At 62.2% G+C, this 16698-nt stretch carries 13 protein-coding genes; 10 read left to right on the plus strand and 3 right to left on the minus strand.

Translation table 11 applies throughout. The features are described from left to right. Window positions 1-30: 30 nt before the first annotated feature. Window positions 31-1803, minus strand: a complete 1773-nt coding sequence (locus A6V37_RS06820; RefSeq protein ID WP_064271159.1) for a phospholipase D-like domain-containing protein — start codon at window positions 1801-1803, stop codon at window positions 31-33. Between the two features lie 277 nt (window positions 1804-2080). Between A6V37_RS06820 and A6V37_RS06825 the strand changes: the two genes are divergently transcribed. The 5 genes from A6V37_RS06825 (at window position 2081) to A6V37_RS06845 (ending at window position 7206) form a co-directional block, all read left to right on the plus strand. Continuing rightward, window positions 2081-4471 (plus strand): ATP-binding protein, encoded by a 2391-nt coding sequence (locus tag A6V37_RS06825; protein ID WP_064271158.1) that lies wholly within the window; start codon window positions 2081-2083, stop codon window positions 4469-4471. Between the two features lie 69 nt (window positions 4472-4540). After that, the gene (locus tag A6V37_RS06830) at window positions 4541-5275 is read left to right on the plus strand and encodes a methyl-accepting chemotaxis protein (protein ID WP_064271157.1); all 735 of its coding nucleotides are present in this window, start codon (window positions 4541-4543) and stop codon (window positions 5273-5275) included. Then, the gene (locus tag A6V37_RS06835) at window positions 5272-5811 is read left to right on the plus strand and encodes a hypothetical protein (RefSeq protein WP_064271156.1); all 540 of its coding nucleotides are present in this window, start codon (window positions 5272-5274) and stop codon (window positions 5809-5811) included. The genes A6V37_RS06830 and A6V37_RS06835 overlap by 4 nt, the downstream gene beginning before the upstream one ends. Before the next feature lie 37 nt (window positions 5812-5848). After that, window positions 5849-6820: a chemotaxis protein CheX gene (locus tag A6V37_RS06840; RefSeq protein WP_064271155.1), complete on the plus strand. Its 972-nt coding sequence runs from the start codon at window positions 5849-5851 to the stop codon at window positions 6818-6820. 20 nt (window positions 6821-6840) lie between these two features. Further along, entirely contained in the window at window positions 6841-7206 is a 366-nt protein-coding gene (locus tag A6V37_RS06845; RefSeq protein WP_007178665.1) for a response regulator, read from the plus strand. Between the two features lie 658 nt (window positions 7207-7864). Here A6V37_RS06845 and A6V37_RS06850 read toward each other — a convergent pair. Beyond that, window positions 7865-8623 carry an SDR family oxidoreductase gene (locus A6V37_RS06850; protein ID WP_064271154.1) on the minus strand — a complete coding sequence of 253 codons (759 nt, stop codon included), beginning with the start codon at window positions 8621-8623 and terminating at the stop codon, window positions 7865-7867. 140 nt (window positions 8624-8763) lie between these two features. On the opposite strand from A6V37_RS06850, the gene A6V37_RS06855 reads away from it, so the two are divergent. The 4 genes from A6V37_RS06855 to A6V37_RS06870 all read left to right on the plus strand — a co-directional run bounded on the left by A6V37_RS06855 (window position 8764) and on the right by A6V37_RS06870 (window position 13365). Then, window positions 8764-9714 (plus strand): LysR family transcriptional regulator, encoded by a 951-nt coding sequence (locus tag A6V37_RS06855; protein ID WP_064271153.1) that lies wholly within the window; start codon window positions 8764-8766, stop codon window positions 9712-9714. 105 nt (window positions 9715-9819) lie between these two features. Continuing rightward, entirely contained in the window at window positions 9820-11013 is a 1194-nt protein-coding gene (locus A6V37_RS06860) for a CaiB/BaiF CoA transferase family protein (RefSeq protein WP_064271152.1), read from the plus strand. Continuing rightward, window positions 11010-11948, plus strand: coding sequence for a hydroxymethylglutaryl-CoA lyase (locus A6V37_RS06865; RefSeq protein WP_064271151.1), 939 nt, complete (start codon window positions 11010-11012; stop codon window positions 11946-11948). The genes A6V37_RS06860 and A6V37_RS06865 overlap by 4 nt, the downstream gene beginning before the upstream one ends. 79 nt (window positions 11949-12027) lie before the next feature. After that, entirely contained in the window at window positions 12028-13365 is a 1338-nt protein-coding gene (locus tag A6V37_RS06870) for an MFS transporter (RefSeq protein WP_064271150.1), read from the plus strand. 14 nt (window positions 13366-13379) lie between these two features. Here A6V37_RS06870 and A6V37_RS06875 read toward each other — a convergent pair whose 3' ends face one another. Next, entirely contained in the window at window positions 13380-14966 is a 1587-nt protein-coding gene (locus tag A6V37_RS06875; RefSeq protein WP_064285870.1) for a Na+/H+ antiporter, read from the minus strand. 675 nt (window positions 14967-15641) lie between these two features. Here A6V37_RS06875 and A6V37_RS06880 point away from each other — a divergent pair. Further along, the coding region (locus tag A6V37_RS06880) for a phage late control D family protein (protein ID WP_208607852.1) at window positions 15642-16698 on the plus strand (1057 nt) is incomplete at its 3' end.

Raw genomic sequence — 16698 nt, forward strand, 5'->3', positions numbered from 1 at the left:
TCGAGCGCTCGACATTCATCGGCGCGCGCGTCAATCCGCACCGTGCGCGAGCGCGACGCGCGCCTTCTCTTCCGGGCTATCCGCAACGAAATACTTCTTCGCCCACGACCCGTCCGGTGCGAGCATCAGGCGCTCATGCGCGTTGTCGCTCTTTTGCCGGATGGTCAACGCGCGTGCCCGATAGTGCTCGTAAAGCCGCAGGAATTCCGCGAGATACGTGCCGGCAATACGGCGGTCGCGAATTTCCAGCAGGTTCTCGTCGTTGAAGTGTTCCGAGTTGTTGCTCATATTCGCCGAGCCCGTGTAGACGATCGGATTCGCGCCCTCCGCGTCTATCACCAGAAACTTGTGGTGAATGATGACGGGCGCGTAGCTCGGCGCGTTCTCTCCAGGGAACACTCGCAGCTCGGGTTCGAAGCCTGCCGGCACGGTGGCCGGTGAAAAATACTCCGCGTCGATCACGTCGTGCTTGTCGCGGCTGCGGTGATACAACTCCATATTGGCGAGCGCCGTCGTCGTGACGATCTTTCCGCTTGCTTCGGCTTCTTCCGCGGCTTGCGCCGATTTCGGGCTGATGTGGTTGACCAGGCCGAACATCATTTGTCCTTTGTCGCCGGCCGCGAAACAGGCGTCGCGCAGCGGCGCGTCCGTCGGCATGAAGAGGCAGAACACGACGGAGTGCTTCGCGTTGTTGATTGCCTCGACAATCGTGTCGATCTGCAAACGCGAATTGCTCGCTTCCGGCGAAAAGCAGACACGCACTTTCGCGCTTCCGATCTGAATCGAGTCGGACCAGCCCGGCGCGAGCTTCGCCGTTTCAGCAATGCTCGGATTGCTCGCGAGCGCCCTGGCGCGCTCGCTATACAGCGTGGCCAACTCCGGCGAGTCGAACAGATGCAGCACGTTGGCCTGTTCGGTAATGCCTTCGGTGGTGAAATTGGCCGACCCCGTCAGCACCCGCGCCGGTGAGGGTTGCCCATTGCCGTCGTCCACAACGATGAACTTGTCATGCATGATGTGCGTCTTGTCGCGAGGCGCGAAAGTCGCGACGTCGGCAAGCTGGTCGACGGCGGGCTGATTCGGCGACGGTGCGGGCGGCTTGCCCTTCTGCATCACCTCATGCGAGTCGTACACGATCGCGAGCGACGCCTTGCCCTGCTTCTCACCGAAGGCCTGGAAGGCGGGGATCGCCCACAGCGGATCGGTGAGGTGATACACCGCCGAAGCCGCACGATGCGCGTGGTCGAGCGTGAGCGCGAAAACCTGCTGCAAGTCATTCGCGAGCCACGTGCGCAGTTGCAACGCCTGGTCCGCCGATGGCGCCGCGTGCGGCGCGAGATGCAGCGCGGCGACTTTGCGCGCGAACGCCTGCGAGCTGACCACCGCGCGGTTGAACCACGAACCGATGTTCGCCTCGATATGCGCGGGCAGAGTCAGTTTGCATTCGCCCTTTTGCGCGTCGAGCAATTGCGGCGCGTCCGCTGTGCCGACCACGGGGTAGACGAGATAGGTGAACGACTTTTCGCGGTCCGCTTCGTCGATATGCGCATCCCACCACATGAATTTCTGGATCGGCGCCTGGTTCGACGGCGCGTCTTGCTGCGTATCCGGCACCGCCCCTTTGAAAGTCAAACGGTTGGGCAGCCAGCTGCTGGCTTCCCGATCGTGCCCGTCGGCGGCGAGAAAACCCGGCGTGCGTTTGATCGCGAAACCGAGAAAGTCTTCACGTGTGCCGCCGTCGGGCCAATCGAAAGCGAGTAGGACCAGCGTTGGGGACAGATAGCTGCGGACACTGACGGTCATCGGTAGGCTCCACGGGGTCGAACGAAGCTTTAGTCTGGACGCGCAGTTTGTTGGAACAGTGACAATTCGTAAAAACAAAAAGCATTAATTAACGGCAGTTAAATAAAAAACTTGAGCAATAAATTTAACGCGTTGAATGCATTTAAAAAATCGACAGTCATCGCTTAGTAACATGCGTCCGCAATACTCAGCGGCGCTGCAAGTAGGACCATATTTCGCATAAAACGCGCTGCTCCCAACGAGGACTGACGCGAAGGCCAGACCCCGGGGGGTTCAAATGACTATTCGTCATCGCATCACGCTATTGGTTGTATTGATGTTCGTCGCCCTATCGGCGATTGGCGGCTACGCCGTCTATCAGACGCGCGGCAGCGCGGCCGAAGTGCGCAAGGTCACGGAAGGTGTCGTGCCCAGCGCGCTCGCCTCTGCCGACCTCGTGTCGCAAGTCAAGGACGTGCAGTTGGCGACGATGACGCTGGTCTACGCGCCCGACGCCAACATGGTCTCCCAGGCCCAGGACGATCTGAAGAAGAAGCGCGTCTCGCTGCAGCAGGCGCTCGCCTTGCAGGCAAGGGACGCCGCGAGCCACGCCCAGAAGGGGCTCGTTTCGCAGGCTAATGAGAGTCTAGAAAACTATTTCTCCGCCATTGCCGACACGGCCAAAATGAAGGCCGACGGCAAGAACGAGCTCGCGCAGGCGTATCTGTTCGCCAACGTCGCACAGTATCGTGACGAGCTGGAAGGAATCGTCGAAACCTTGCGCGTCGAGAAGAACCGCGAGAAGGACGACGCGATCACCACGCTGAATGCCAGGCTTGCCACCACGACCACGGCGATTGCGGTCGTTACCGGCATCGCCATTATTCTGCTGACTTCGATCGGTTCACTGCTCTACCGCCAGATTACGCGCCCGCTTATCCGCATGCAGGCCATGATGAGCGAGATCGCGTCGAGCCAGGACTTCACGCGCCGCGTGCCGGTGGGCCGGTTGGATGAGATCGGCCATTCGATTGTCGCCTTCAACGGCATGATCGAGAAGATTCAGGAAAGCTCCGCGCAGCTCAAGCAGAAAACCGCCGATATCCAGGCGATGTTGCAGAACATGCAGCAAGGTATTCTGACCGTGATCGACGGTGCCGTGATCCACTCGGAGTACTCGGCGTATCTGGAAGACATCTTCGAGACGAAGGACATTGCCGGCCGCGGTCTGATGGATCTGGTGTTCGCGGATACCGACCTCGGCTCGGACGCGCTCTCGCAAGTCGATGCGGCCGCGCATGCGTGCCTTGGCGAAGACTGCATCAACTTCGCGTTCAATCAGCACCTGCTGGTCGGCGAGATTTCGAAGCGCATGCCCGATGGGCGCGTGAAGATTCTCGACCTGACGTGGTCAGCGATTACCGATGAAAACGACGTCATCCTGCGCCTTATGTTGTGCGTGCGCGACGTCACCGAATTGCGCAAGCTCGCGGCGGAAGCCGGCGAACAGCGCCGCCGCCTCGATATGATCGGCGAGATTCTCGCGGTCAGCGAAGAGAAGTTCCATCACTTCATTGAAAGCTCCGCGGGCTTTATCAGCGAAAACGAGCGGATCATTCGCAAGCATTCGGAAGCGGATCACGCGGCGATTGCCGAGCTGTTCCGCAACATGCACACCATCAAGGGCAATGCGCGCACTTATAACCTGCAGCATCTGACCAACGTCGTGCATGAAACCGAGCAGAGCTATCACGAACTGCGCCAGCCGGAGACGGATCGTCCGTGGGATCAGGAACATCTGATGGCCGAGCTGATGCGTGTGCGCGAAGCGATCGACAGCTACGCGAAGATCAACGAACAGAGCCTGGGCCGCAAGAGTAAAGGCCAGGGCGATGACGCCGGCAATTCGGGCCACTACGTGATGGTCGCGAAGGACCACATCCAGCACACGCTGAGCATGCTGGATCAAACCAATGCCGGCGAACTCCACGAACTGCAATCGATGCGCGATACGCTGCGCCGCACGCTGCGGGCACTGGGCAGCGAGAGCGTGCGCGACGCGCTGTCCGGCGTGCTGGATTCGCTGCCTTCGCTCGCGAGCGAGTTGGGCAAGCCCGCGCCGACCGTGCGGATCGACGACAACGGCTACCGTCTGCGTGGCGAAGCGGGTGGCACGCTGAACAACGTATTCATGCATCTGCTGCGCAATTCGATGGACCACGGCATTGAATCCGCCGAGGCGCGCAGTGCCAATGGCAAGACGCCGGCCGGCACGATCGATATCGAAGTCGGCGTGGACAACGGCGCGCTGCAGATCACGCTCAGCGACGACGGCTGCGGCCTTGCGCTCGAACGGATTCGCGGGATCGCCATGGAGCGCGGCTGGATCGGCAGCGGCGACGCGCTGAGCGACGAGGCCATCGCCGATTTCATTTTCCGGCCGGGCTTCTCGACCGCGGAAACGGTCACGGAGCTGTCAGGCCGCGGAGTCGGCATGGACGCCGTGCGTGATTTCCTCCGGCGCGCGAACGGCAACATCGAACTGCGCTTTACCGACGATCATCGTGGCGCCGCGTACCGTCAGTTCCAGACGATCGTCTGCCTGCCGGACAGCGTTGCCGTTGATACGCTCGGCGTGGCAGCGCGTGGCGAAGCCGGGGTACCGCAACTCGACGCGATGGCGGACTGAGCGCCGGACGGGCGCAATAAGCGGAGCACTAACGGGCGCACTTCGCGGCGGATTTCGAAGGAAACGGTTGTGATTCAACAGTATGTACTGGCAGCGGCAGCAGGCAGCGCGGTTACCGCGCTGCTGGCATTTGTGGCCCACAAGATGCACAGCACCAGGCTGGCGGCACGGTTGCGCGACGAAGCGCAGGCACGGGTCGACGCGCTGAAGGCCGAGCAGACCGACCACGACGCAGCGCTCCGCGAACGCGAAGAGGCGGCGCAGGAACTGCAGTCGTTGACCGAGCAATTGCGCGACGAGTTGATGCAGCAATCGGCGAGTGCCGAAGACCTGCGCGCGGCGCTCAAAGCGGCCACTGAGGATAAGGACCAGTGGGCGTATCAGGCTCAACGGATCGCCGGCGAAGCTGAGCGTCTCAAGAGTCTCGGTGCGACGTTTGAGCGCTGGCACGAGCAGATGATTTCGCTGATGACGCAAAACCAGGACATGCACTCGAAGAATGAGGAGCTGTCCTCGATTGTGCGGCATGTGGTGATCGTGTCGCTCAACGCGTCGATCGAGGCCGCGCGTGCGGGTCCGGCCGGCCGTGGCTTCGCGGTCGTGGCGAGCGAAGTGCGCGCGCTTGCAGCGCGTTCCGAGGAGTTGTCGAAGAGCTATCGCGACAGCCTGCATCGCAATGACCTGACCACGACCTCGACGTTCCAGGACATTCAGGCCGGCGGCAAGATGATTTCGGCGTCGCTTGCCAGCGTCGAATCGCTGGCCAACCAGTTTCATTCGAAGCTGCAAGAGGTGGCGGTGTGATTTCGGCCCATGCCCGGGATAGCTTCGAACGCATTTTCCGTAAGGCCGCGCAGGCGCGTTTGCCGCTGGATTCGAACGACCTGTGCGAGATCGTGTCGCTTGCCGATGCGAGTGCCGGCACGAGCAAAGACACGCAAGTGGTCGTGCTGACCATTTCGTCGATGGTGTTCAGACTGCTGCTGATCCTGCACTTCGACGAAGACGACAGCACGCGCGCCTACTACCTGAAAGAGGCCGAAGAGCGGCCCTTCCAGGAAGCCTTTCTGGAAATCTGCAATCTGTGCTGCGGCGCCATCAATCAGGAATTGTTGCGCTACTTTCCCGACCTCGGCATGTCGACGCCGTATGTATTGGAAGCAGGTTGCCTGCCCTATCTGCATGAGTTGAAGCCGGGTTTGCTGTCGTCGTATTCGGTCACGCTCAACGGTTCGGTGCGGCTTGCCGCCACGTTGTGCGTGTGCACGCATGCGCCGATCGACTTTGTCGCGGACACGAGCGCTATTGAGGAAACCAGCGGAGAGCTGGAGTTGTTTTGATTGTGCGTTGTATAGCCGCCGTGAGCAGGAACGTAAGATGAACATGAATAAACCGGTCAGCAAGGTGCTGGTGCTGGACGACTGCCCGGTGCACAAGGAAGTGCTGAAACGCTTTTGCGACGAGAACAATCTGGTAGGCGTGAAAGTCGGCAAGAACCGCTTGCAATCCGTCTTGCGCTCGAACATCGATCTGGGCGCGGTGCTGTTCGCCGAATGTTACGGCGGCTCCGCGGAAGCCAGCGCCGAGATCGCGATCAGAATCAACGCGGTGCGTCCCGAGTTACCGATCATCATGCGCCGGGAGCGCGACGCGAGCATGGACGACTTGCCGGAGAGTTTGCGCCGCGTGGTCTGTGCGGCGTACGTCGCGCATGACATGGCGCCGCTGCAGAAGGTAATCGACGAGTACATCTTCAGTCTGGACTATCCAAACGCACTGGTGCGCGGTATCGCGGACATGACGCAGGCGATTCTCGGCGACGTGTTCAAGGACCTGACCATCACGTGCGACACGCCGTATATCGTGCGCGACCGGATCATCTTCGGTGAGGTGTTCAGCCTGATTCCGCTGGAAAGCGCATGGTGCCGCGGCTACATGATGATGCAGGCCGAGGAGGCGCCGATTCTCGAGTTGCTCGACCGTTACCAGATGATTGACGGCGCGCAACCCGGCGAGGCGGATTTCCGCGATCTGAACAGCGTGCTCGGCGAAGTGACGAACCTCATCTGGGGCTCGTTCAAGAACCGGTATGTCGGCGACGCGGACGCCTTGCTGCGCAGCCAGGTGCAGGTGCCGCTGCTGGTGAATCACAAACACAAGTACATCTCGTTCGGCAGCGGCAATCCGCAACTGTGCTTCATGTACTGGCTTAAAGACCCGCAATCGGGCCGCGCGGTGAAGTTGCATCAACGGTTTGTGTTCAGCCTGGCCTGGTCGCCGGAAGACTTCAAGGAAGTCACGGACGACGTCGGCGCAATGGTCGAGGCAGGTGAACTGGATCTGTTCTGAATGTTGTCAAAGGAAAAAACATGTCGAAAATTCTGGTGGTGGATGACTCGAGCACGGTGCGCGACGAAGTGGCCGGTTTTCTGAAGAAGAACGGCCTCGATGTCGACACGGCAGTGGACGGCAAGGACGGCCTCGCCAAGCTGAAGGCCAGCCCTGGCATCAAGCTGGTGATCAGCGACGTCAACATGCCGAACATGGACGGCCTGACGATGGTCGAGAAGATTCGCGGTGAACTTGCGAACAAGACGGTCAACGTCATCATGCTGACCACGGAGAGCAGCCCGGCAATGAAGGAGCGCGGCAAGGCAGCCGGCGTGAAAGGCTGGATCGTCAAGCCTTTCAAGGGCGACGCTGTGCTCGAAACGTTCCGCAAGCTGGCGAGCTAAGCGCCGCCAGTGCGCCCGGCTCGCCGAAGGTGAGCGTTTTCGGGAGCTGCGCACCGGCCGCTTATCAAGTCTGTCGCGCAACCGCCGCGATCGACGAAATACGCTGGATTCGTGGATAAACCGGCCGGCGTGGCGATCGCGGCCGAGCGCTGCGCGCGCGTCCGCTCGGCCAAAGGTGAGAGTATTCGGGACCCACGCGGTTTCAACCGATGGTGCCGATGAGCGGCGCAAAGAATTCACCGGTCGTTGCCAACGCATCTTTCGCGCTTCTCGTGTATCGCGAGACGCGTCGCCGCTTACCTGGGTATGCAGATTACCTCTGCTTTCCTTCAGGTGAGGGTTTTCGGGAATGGCCTGTTCCAGGCTACCCGTGCCACGCCCAGCATGCCTTTGCTGCCTGCTTCCAGGCTCGAAAGGTGAGCGTTTTCGGGAGCAGATTAGCGCGCACCTTGCACGGAAACACGAGCGGTGCTGGCGAAAGGTGAGTATTTTCGGGAGCGCGTCACGCGCTATTCCATGCGCAAGCAGCCTGCTCGTGCTGCACGGCAAATTAGGCGAGATGGCGCGCGTTCGGCACGTCAACCGACATTGAATCGGCGCCGAATCAATGTCGAATCAGCTCAAAGGTGAGATTTTTCGGGAGCGTTGCACGCGCCCGTTATACAGGCTTCGCAATCTCGCGAATGTCGGCCACCGGCGTCTGTCCGAATGCATCGCTCAATGCGTAATCGAGCAACTGGGTGGCACATTGTTCAGGCGTCGACAGTTGGCCATTGCGTTTGAGGTCCTCGAATTTTTCGCGCAGAGGGAACTGATCGGCGCTGCTGCCGCGAATTTCCGCCTGCATGTTCGTATCGATCACACCCGGCGCCAGGCTGCAGACACGCAGCGCCCGATTCGCGCCGAGTGCGACGGCACGCGCGTGATGATCGAGCGCGGCCTTCGTCGCGCAGTAGATGCTCCAGCCGGGATACGCATTGCGAGCCGCGCCGCTGGAAATGTGCACAATGCGCCGGTCGGTTGCGTCAACGGCGGCTGTGGCGAGCGCGCTGGCCAGCATGAGTGGCGTGGCGACGTTCAGGCTCACCGCGTTCGCGATGGACGCCGCGTCCTGTCCTTCCAACGGGCCGACGGGCTGCACCATGCCTGCGTTATTGATCAGCAGAATGGTTTGCGCGCCGCTGGCGAAAGCACGTAGTGCATCGGTCGCGATCCATTGCACGACGTGCGCGGGATTGGCGAGTTCGAGTTCGATTTCTTCGAGCAGCGCCGGGAAGCGCGCCTTGAGCGTAGCGTGGCGTGAGCGGGACAAGCCCAGCACGGCGATGTCGCGTGCGAGCAGTTGTTCGGCCAGTGCGGCCCCCAGGCCACGGTTGTGGCCGGTGACGATCGCACGGATCGGAGAGGAGGTCGTCATATCGTTCCTTGAGATCATGGGCGGGAGGATGCTGGCATTTTCTCACGCGACCTCCCATGGATGCAGCCGCGCGGCACTACACCTATTTTTCGCATCTGGCGTCAGAATAGGCGAATCGCACAATCACGCGGCGCCCCGCCATGGTCATCAAAAACCTGCTTCGGAGGCTCGACCTCACCACGTTGCAACTCTTCCTCGCAGTCTACGAAGAAGGCACGCTCACGCGTGCCGCCGAACGCGAGGCGATTGCCGTTTCCGCGGCGAGCAAGCGTCTGCTCGAACTCGAACAGGCGGTCGGCGCCACGCTGTTTCAGCGCAACGCGCGCGGCATGACGCTCACGCCGGCGGGCGAAACGCTGCTGTATCACGCGCGCCGCGTGATGCGCGACATCGAGAACATCGGCATCGAACTCGCGGGTCATGCGAGCGGCGTGCGCGGTTATGTGCGCATGATGGCGAACCTGTCGGCGATCGTTGAATTCCTGCCCGAGGATTTGCGCGCGTTCCAGCTGCGGCACGAGCGCGTCAAGCTTGATCTTGAAGAGCGGCCAAGCGGCGGCGTGGTCGCAGCCGTCGACGACAGCCTCGTCGATCTCGGCATCTGCTCCGGCGACGCCGACACGCGCGAGCTGCACGTCGAATATTACCGGCGCGATTCGCTCGTGCTCGTGATGCGCGACGATCATCCGCTGGCGGCGCGCGCGAGCGTTGCCTTCGTCGAAACGCTGGACGGCGACCACGTTGGCCTGCACGCCGCGAGTTCCATCAATGCCCGCACGCACGTGGCCGCACGTCAGGCAGGCAAGCCACTACGGCTGCGGATTCACGTGCCCGGGTTCGACGCGGTTTGCCGGATGGTGCAGGCCGGCATGGGCGTCGGTGTGCTGCCGCAGAAGGTCTATCAACTCCTTGGCCGTCCGCTGGGTCTCGTCGGGGCGCCGCTCGAAGACGACTGGTCCGAGCGCAGCCTCGTGCTGGTGGCGCGCGACGTCGAAGCGTTGTCGCCGGTGAGCCGCCTGCTGTTCGATCATCTGCGCTCGATCGAAGCCTTGGAAGCCGCCGAAGCCCCGCCAACAGCCGCCGGAGGCTGAGCGTTCGCCGTTCGCGAACGGTCGTTGGCGAATTGCGGTTGGACGCCGCCGGCGTGCCGCCCCTAACCTGTCTCCCAACACGAAACCTGCTTTGGAGACAGCACCATGGGTGGACCTCTTCAGGGTATCCGCGTCATCGAGATCGGAACCCTTATCGCCGCGCCGTTTGCCGCGCGCCTCATGGCGGAGTTCGGCGCCGACGTCATCAAGATCGAAGCGCCCGGGACTGGCGATCCCCTGCGTAAATGGCGCAAGCTGCATGAGGGCACCTCGCTCTGGTGGTATCTGCAGTCGCGCAACAAGCAATCCATCTGTGTGAATCTGAAGTCGGCGGATGGTGTCGAGATCGTCAAACGGCTCGCGGCCGACGCCGACGTCGTGATCGAAAATCTCCGCCCCGGCGCGCTCGAAAAGCTTGGCCTCGGCTGGGACGTCCTGCACGCGATCAATCCGAAACTGACGATGGTGCGCATCTCCGGCTACGGCCAGTCCGGTCCGTATCGCGACCGGCCGGGCTTCGGCGCAATCGGCGAAGCAATGGGCGGCATCCGCTACACGACTGGCGAAGTGGACGGCGCTCCGGCACGCGTCGGCGTGAGTCTCGGCGATTCGCTCGCCTCGCTGCATGGTGTGATCGGCGCGCTGATGTCGTTGCTGCGTGTGAAGACGGGGCAAGGCGACGGCCAGGTGGTGGATGTCTCGCTGGTCGAGAGCGTGTTCAATCTGATGGAAAGCCTCGTGCCCGAATACGATCTGCTCGGTCACGTGCGCGAACGCAGCGGCGGCGCGTTGCCGGGCATCGCGCCGTCGAATACTTATCGCACGGAAGACGATGGTTTCGTTGTGATCGCCGGCAACAGCGATCCGATCTTCAAACGCCTGATGCAGGTGATCGGCCGCCCCGATCTCGCCGACGATCCCGCGCTCGCGCGCAACGACGGCCGCGCGCAGCACTGCGCGATGCTCGATGAGGCCATCACCGCGTGGACGTCGCGCCACGCCACCGACGACGTGCTGGCGGCGCTCGAACGCGCTGAAGTGCCGGCAGGGCGGATCTATTCGGTAGCCGATATCGTCGCCGATCCGCACTACCAGGCGCGCGACATGCTGCTGCCGGCGCAATTGCCGGGCGGAGCCTCCGTGAAGATGCCGGGGATCGTGCCGAAGCTCTCGGACACACCGGGCGAAGTGCGCTGGCAAGGGCCGGCGCTCGGCGAGCATACCGGCAGCGTGCTTGGCCGCCTTGGATTCGCGATTGAAGATATCGAGCGGCTGCGCCGCGAAGGAGCCGTGCAATGAACGCGCATTCCGACCAACTGATTGTGCAGGAAGTGGCGCCGCGCGACGGCTTGCAGATCGAACCCACCTGGGTCGATACCGCCGACAAGATTGCGCTGATCAACGCGCTGTCTACCGCGGGTTTTACGCGCATCGAGGCTGGCTCGTTCGTTTCGCCGAAAGCGATTCCGGCGTTGCGTGACGGCGAGGCCGTGTTCCAGCAGATCGAGCGGCAGCCGGGTGTGATCTACGTCGCGCTGATTCCGAACTTGAAGGGCGCCGAACGCGCGCTGGCCTCGCGCGCCGACGAGCTGAACCTGGTGATGTCGGCGAGTCAGGGTCATAACCGCGCCAATATGCGGATGAGTTGCGAAGCGTCACTGGTGGCGTTCGGCGACATCGTGCGGCACGTCAGGGGTTCGGGTGTGCTGTTGAACGCGACGGTGGCGACCGCATTCGGCTGTCCGTTCGAAGGCAAGATCGACGAGGACCGCGTGATCGGCATTGTCGACACGTATCGCGAGATGGGGATCGAGGGCATTACGCTCGCCGACACGACCGGCATGGCGAATCCGCGCCAGGTGACGCGACTGGTCACGCGGATGCTCGAACGGTTGCCGGCCGCCGCGCTTACGCTCCATTTTCACAACACGCGTGGCTTGGGGCTCGCCAACGTACTGGCTGCGTACGAGGCCGGCGCCCGCCGCTTCGACGCCGCGTTGGGTGGCCTCGGCGGATGCCCGTTCGCACCGGGCGCGTCCGGCAACATCTGCACGGAAGACCTCGTGCATATGTGCGAGGAAATGGGCATTCCTACCGCGATCGATCTGGACAAGCTGATCGCGCTGTCGCGCGGTCTGCCGGCGTTGCTCGGCCACGATGTCCCGGGACAGCTGGCGAAGGCGGGCCGCAACCGCGATCTTCATCCCGTACCTGAGTACGTTCTGCAAATTTGAATTTCCCTGACGGATTTAGCGGGATTAATCGCAATTAAGCGACCGGACGGCAATGCCGAATCCGGCAATGGAGACGAACATGAGTGACCTGGGCGCAGTCGCAACCGGCAACCGTGAGCACAGCGCGGACAATGCCGCGGAAATCATCCGCAAAGTGGCGTGGCGTTTGATGCCGCTGATCATGATCTGCTATCTGTTTGCATTTTTTGACCGCATCAACATCAGCTTCGCGAAGTTTCAGTTGCAGAGCGATCTCGGTTTGTCCGACACCGCCTACGGCTTGGGTGCGAGCCTGTTCGTGATCGGCTATGTTTTATTCGAAGTGCCGAGCAATCTGTTTCTTTACAAGGTTGGCGCGCGGCGCTGGATCGCGCGGATCATGATCTCGTGGGGCCTGGCCACGGCCGCGATGGTGTTCGTCAGCAATGAATGGCAGTTCTACGGGCTGCGTTTCGTGATCGGCGCCATGGAAGCCGGTTTTGCCCCGGGCGTGCTGTACTACCTGACGCTGTGGTTTCCGCCAAGCTATCGCGGGCGTATCACGTCGATGCTGTTTCTGGCGTCCGCGTTCTCGGGCCTGGTCGGCGCGCCGCTCGCGGGGTTGGTGATCGGTCACATGAACGGCGTGCTGGGGATGCCGGGCTGGCACTGGCTGTTTCTGCTCGGCGGGTTGCCGTGCGTCGTGCTCGGCTGTCTGGTGTTGAAACTGCTTAAGGATCGCATCGACGATGCGAGTTGGCTCTCTGCGGCAGAAAAGTCGTTTCTGTCGGGGCAGATTGCTCAGCAAAGCCATCATCCGGACACTGGACATTCGCTGATGGGGGCAATCAGGACGCCGGGCTTCCTCACGCTGGGGCTGGTTTACTTCCTGATCCAGGTAGCGTCGTACGGGTTGAATTTCTGGACACCGCATCTGATTCACGTGGCGGGCACGAACAATCCGACGGTGATCGGCCTGTTGACCGCGGTACCTTATATTGCCGGCGCAATCTGCATGGTGGTGGTGGGACGCTTGTCCGACGCGAGCGGCGAACGGCGTAAGTTCGTGTTCGGTTTGCTCGTGATGTCGGCTATCGGCTTCTTTGCCGCGGGAGTGTTCGACAAGCAGACCGCGATGCTGGTCGTCGCGCTGGCTGTCATGGGCGCGGGCGTGGTCGCTTCGATTCCGGCGTTCTGGGCGCTGCCGCCGAAGCTCGTGACGGGTGCGGGCGCGGCCGGGGGAATCGCCTTGATCAATACGCTTGGGCAGCTCGGCGGGATTGTGAGCCCGGTCATGGTGGGGCGAGTGAGAGATTTGACCGGCAGTACGACCCCGGCCTTGTACGTGATTGGTGCGATGAGCCTGGTTTGCGCGTTGATCGTGTTGTACGGACTGCCTGATACGCTGCGCCGCAAGGATGCCGCGCGGCAAGTGTGATCTCGCGCGTCTGTTCAGCCTCTGCCGTGTATTGCGGCGATTTCCTGCAAATCCAGATCGTGTTCGAGATCGATCAGCAGTTCATCGTGAATCAGCCCCGATCGATGCAGATGCAGTAGCTCGACGCGCGCCGCGGCCACGGCGGCCAGCACCACGTCGTAGTGCGCGGCGCGTACGTCGGCAGGGTAAGCGGATTCGTTCTGGTAGCCCTCGGTCATGCGCGCGCGATAGCTGTACTGCTCCAGCAGGCGTGGATGAATCACGCTGCCATCCGGTCCATGCACAAGCGGCTGGATGGCGGCGAATTGCGCCGCTTCGAGCCGTGCCCATGCCTGAGGCTCGGTCAGATGCCGCGCGTTTTTCTCTGGCACATGGTCCGGATTGACCCAGCGGATCAGCGGTCCGATCGTCGTGCCTTGACCTAGCACCGTCACCAGAATCACCGCGAATGATGCGACCAGAATCAGATCGCGGCCGGGCATCGTCTCAGGCAAGGACAGCGCAACAGCCAGCGTGACCACGCCGCGCATGCCGGCCCAACTGGTGATCGTGGCCGCGCGCCAGTCAGGCGTGCCGCCCGTGCGCCGCGTCACCTGACACGCCAGCGCTTTCAGCCATTCCACCGCGAAGACCCACACGAAACGCGATAGCACGACAGCGGCGAGCACCGCGCCGACGGCGGGCGCCAGTGCGCTCAGCGTATCGCCGACGCCGCCCAGCCGCACGATCACGCCGCGCAGCGACAGTCCGATGAGGATGAACACCAGCGCTTCCATCAAAAAGATCACGACCTGCCAGAAGGCGGTGCCGCGCATGCGCACCGACGCCGAGAAGACTTCGTGCTGGTGCCAGCCGAGCACCATGCCGCAACTGACCGTCGCGATCACGCCCGAGACGTCCAGTGCGTCGCCTGCTATGTAGCTGATCCACCCGGAGAGTGCCGCTGCGGTGATGATGAGGTAGGCATCGTCGAGATAGCGCAGCAGCTTGACGACCACGAAACCGATGACCGTGCCCACCGCCACGCCACCTAATGCCAGCACCGCGAAGCGTCCCACCGCATGTTGCGCGCTGAACGTGCCGGTTAGCGCCGCGGCCACGGCAAAGCGGAACAGCACGAGGCCGGCGGCGTCGTTGAGGAGGCTTTCGCCTTCGAGCAGCACCATCAGGCGGCGCGGCAGCTTCACGCGTTCGAGCACGGCTTTCGCGGCGACGGCGTCGGGCGGCGAGACGATTGCGCCCAGTGCGAAGCATGCGCCCCAGGGCAGGGCCGGGACGATCCAATGGACAACTACGCCGACCGCGAGCGTGGTGAACGCAACGGCGCCGATGGCGAGCAGAAGGATGCCGCCGAGGTCGCGCTTGAACTCGTCCCACACGAAGAAGTACGCGCCGTCCATGAGGAGCGGCGGCAGGAACACGATCAGGACCAGCTCGGGGTCGAGGTTGATGCGCGGCAGTCCGGGCACGAAGGCCATCGCGGCGCCGCCCACCAGCAGCGCCGCGGCCGGCGGCAGCCGCAGACGCTTGGCGAGCAGCTCGAGACCGATGATCGCGACGAGCGACAGGAGGACGAGTTTGAAGCCTATGACGGAGGACATGCGCGGTCTCGGCGAAAGGCTAGGGAATTGCCTTTTTATCACAGGGCGGGTGGGTTGCCTGTGGTTGAGCCGGGGCAGGATAGGTCTGCTGCGTCAATCACTTGGGTGGGCTGTGCGCAGGTTGTCCACAGGCTTATGGACATTTTGTGGGGATAAGTTCATTCCGCGTCGTGACTACTGCCTCCGCGTCTCCGTGCCGATGAGGGCTACCGCACGCGGGTTCGTCGGATTCCGGCGCGCGGGCTACGTCCCGCACTTCGGGCTTCAACGGTATGAAGTCGATCGGCTTGGGCCAATAGCGCCTGTGGCTGGCCGGATCGCATAGGCTCGACGCGGTTTTGTGCTGTCTGGCACGGCGCAAGGCTCGCGTGACTGTTCTTCTGCCGGACGGGCTAACAGCCTCGTACCTGTCAAATTTCGTCAATGCGACGCCGTTGGCGATTTCTGTCCTTTGCCGTCGGCTAGTTTACGAAACTGGCCTCCGGGCAGATGAATAAAAGTGCGCATTCTTATGCTGAATAAATAGGACTCAGAATTAATCGGACAACTATGGCGGAATCTGATCGCGTTGCAAGGTTGATAACAGGCCGGCAGTCGGCCCACATGGAGATTATCCGGCGTTATCCAGGGGACAGGGCACCGGCGGGCGAACACAAGCCGCAACCGATGCCCCTGGTGTCAGTTGTTGAATGGGAAGTGCGGGAAGAAATCTGCCAGCCGTACAGGATCAGGGCACTGGTTTCGACCTCAGGGCCGGTGTCGCGCAAGGATATCCTCGGCCAGTGGGCGAAGTTTTCATTCCAGACAGAGGAAGGCGCCCCGGTTCGGACATTCCGGGGCTTCATTTCCCGCTTTCACTCCGTGTCGCGCTCGCCTGATGGCTGCACGTACCGTGTCGTGATCCGCCAGCGCCTGGCGATGCTGGACGGCCCGAGCAACTGTGTGACGTACCAGAACCGGACATCGGCCGATATCGTCCAGGCAGTCATCGAGCGGAACGACATGCGGCCGTGGATACGGGTTGAGCAGCGCCTGCGGCGGCAGCATCCGAAGCATGCGTTCCGGTTCCAGTACAACATGGGCGACCTGGCCTATTGCAGGCTTGAAATGGAGCAGGATGGCCTGTTCTGGTTCACCGAGGATGGCCAGCACGGCGAGGTGCTGGTGATTGCCGACGACATCGACGGCTATACGCGTCCAGCGATCGAACTGAAGGCACGGCCAGGCGCCGGACTGCATACCTTCGAGGAATCGGTCTACTCGCTGAAGGTGAAAACGAAGGCGGTGCCGGACTCGTTCATCGTGGCGGACTACAACCCCGAAAACGCGTTGACGCTCTTTCGCGAGGAAGGCAAGGCTCGAGACGAGTTCAGCAGGGAACAGCACGACGGGACCACGCTCGGCACGCCCTACGTGTGGGGCACGCAGCACGGGGACGCGGAAGGCGCGAAACGCGAAGCGGTGTTGCGGCATGAGGCGGCGCGCGCGCAACAGGTCACCTGCAAGGCGAAGTCCACGATGCCGCTGGTCCGGCCGGGGTGCGTCGTGAAGCCGGATGCGCTGGAAGCGTATGCGACGGAAGCAGGGAAGGAGTTTGACGCGAAGGATACTTCAGGCGCGAACAGCTTCTGCATCAATGCTGGCGAGTACTTCATGGAAGTTCGTCGTGATCCCACGACGACTGCGCAGTCACCGCATCCTGCGGGTTCCCCCCTTCATCCGGTTCCTGTGG

Origin of the sequence: Paraburkholderia ginsengiterrae (genome assembly GCF_001645125.1) — a bacterium.
Classification (GTDB): Bacteria; Pseudomonadota; Gammaproteobacteria; order Burkholderiales; family Burkholderiaceae; genus Paraburkholderia; species Paraburkholderia ginsengiterrae.

What these genes read in the sequence shown, in the direction of transcription:
- A6V37_RS06820 (WP_064271159.1), bottom strand. Translation starts at nt 1,803, where the DNA reads ATGACCGTCAGTGTCCGCAGCTATCTGTCCCCAACGCTGGTCCTACTC.
- A6V37_RS06825 (WP_064271158.1), top strand. Translation starts at nt 2,081, where the DNA reads ATGACTATTCGTCATCGCATCACGCTATTGGTTGTATTGATGTTCGTC.
- A6V37_RS06840 (WP_064271155.1), top strand. Translation starts at nt 5,849, where the DNA reads ATGAACATGAATAAACCGGTCAGCAAGGTGCTGGTGCTGGACGACTGC.
- A6V37_RS06845 (WP_007178665.1), top strand. Translation starts at nt 6,841, where the DNA reads ATGTCGAAAATTCTGGTGGTGGATGACTCGAGCACGGTGCGCGACGAA.
- A6V37_RS06850 (WP_064271154.1), bottom strand. Translation starts at nt 8,623, where the DNA reads ATGACGACCTCCTCTCCGATCCGTGCGATCGTCACCGGCCACAACCGT.
- A6V37_RS06855 (WP_064271153.1), top strand. Translation starts at nt 8,764, where the DNA reads ATGGTCATCAAAAACCTGCTTCGGAGGCTCGACCTCACCACGTTGCAA.
- A6V37_RS06860 (WP_064271152.1), top strand. Translation starts at nt 9,820, where the DNA reads ATGGGTGGACCTCTTCAGGGTATCCGCGTCATCGAGATCGGAACCCTT.
- A6V37_RS06865 (WP_064271151.1), top strand. Translation starts at nt 11,010, where the DNA reads ATGAACGCGCATTCCGACCAACTGATTGTGCAGGAAGTGGCGCCGCGC.
- A6V37_RS06870 (WP_064271150.1), top strand. Translation starts at nt 12,028, where the DNA reads ATGAGTGACCTGGGCGCAGTCGCAACCGGCAACCGTGAGCACAGCGCG.
- A6V37_RS06875 (WP_064285870.1), bottom strand. Translation starts at nt 14,966, where the DNA reads ATGTCCTCCGTCATAGGCTTCAAACTCGTCCTCCTGTCGCTCGTCGCG.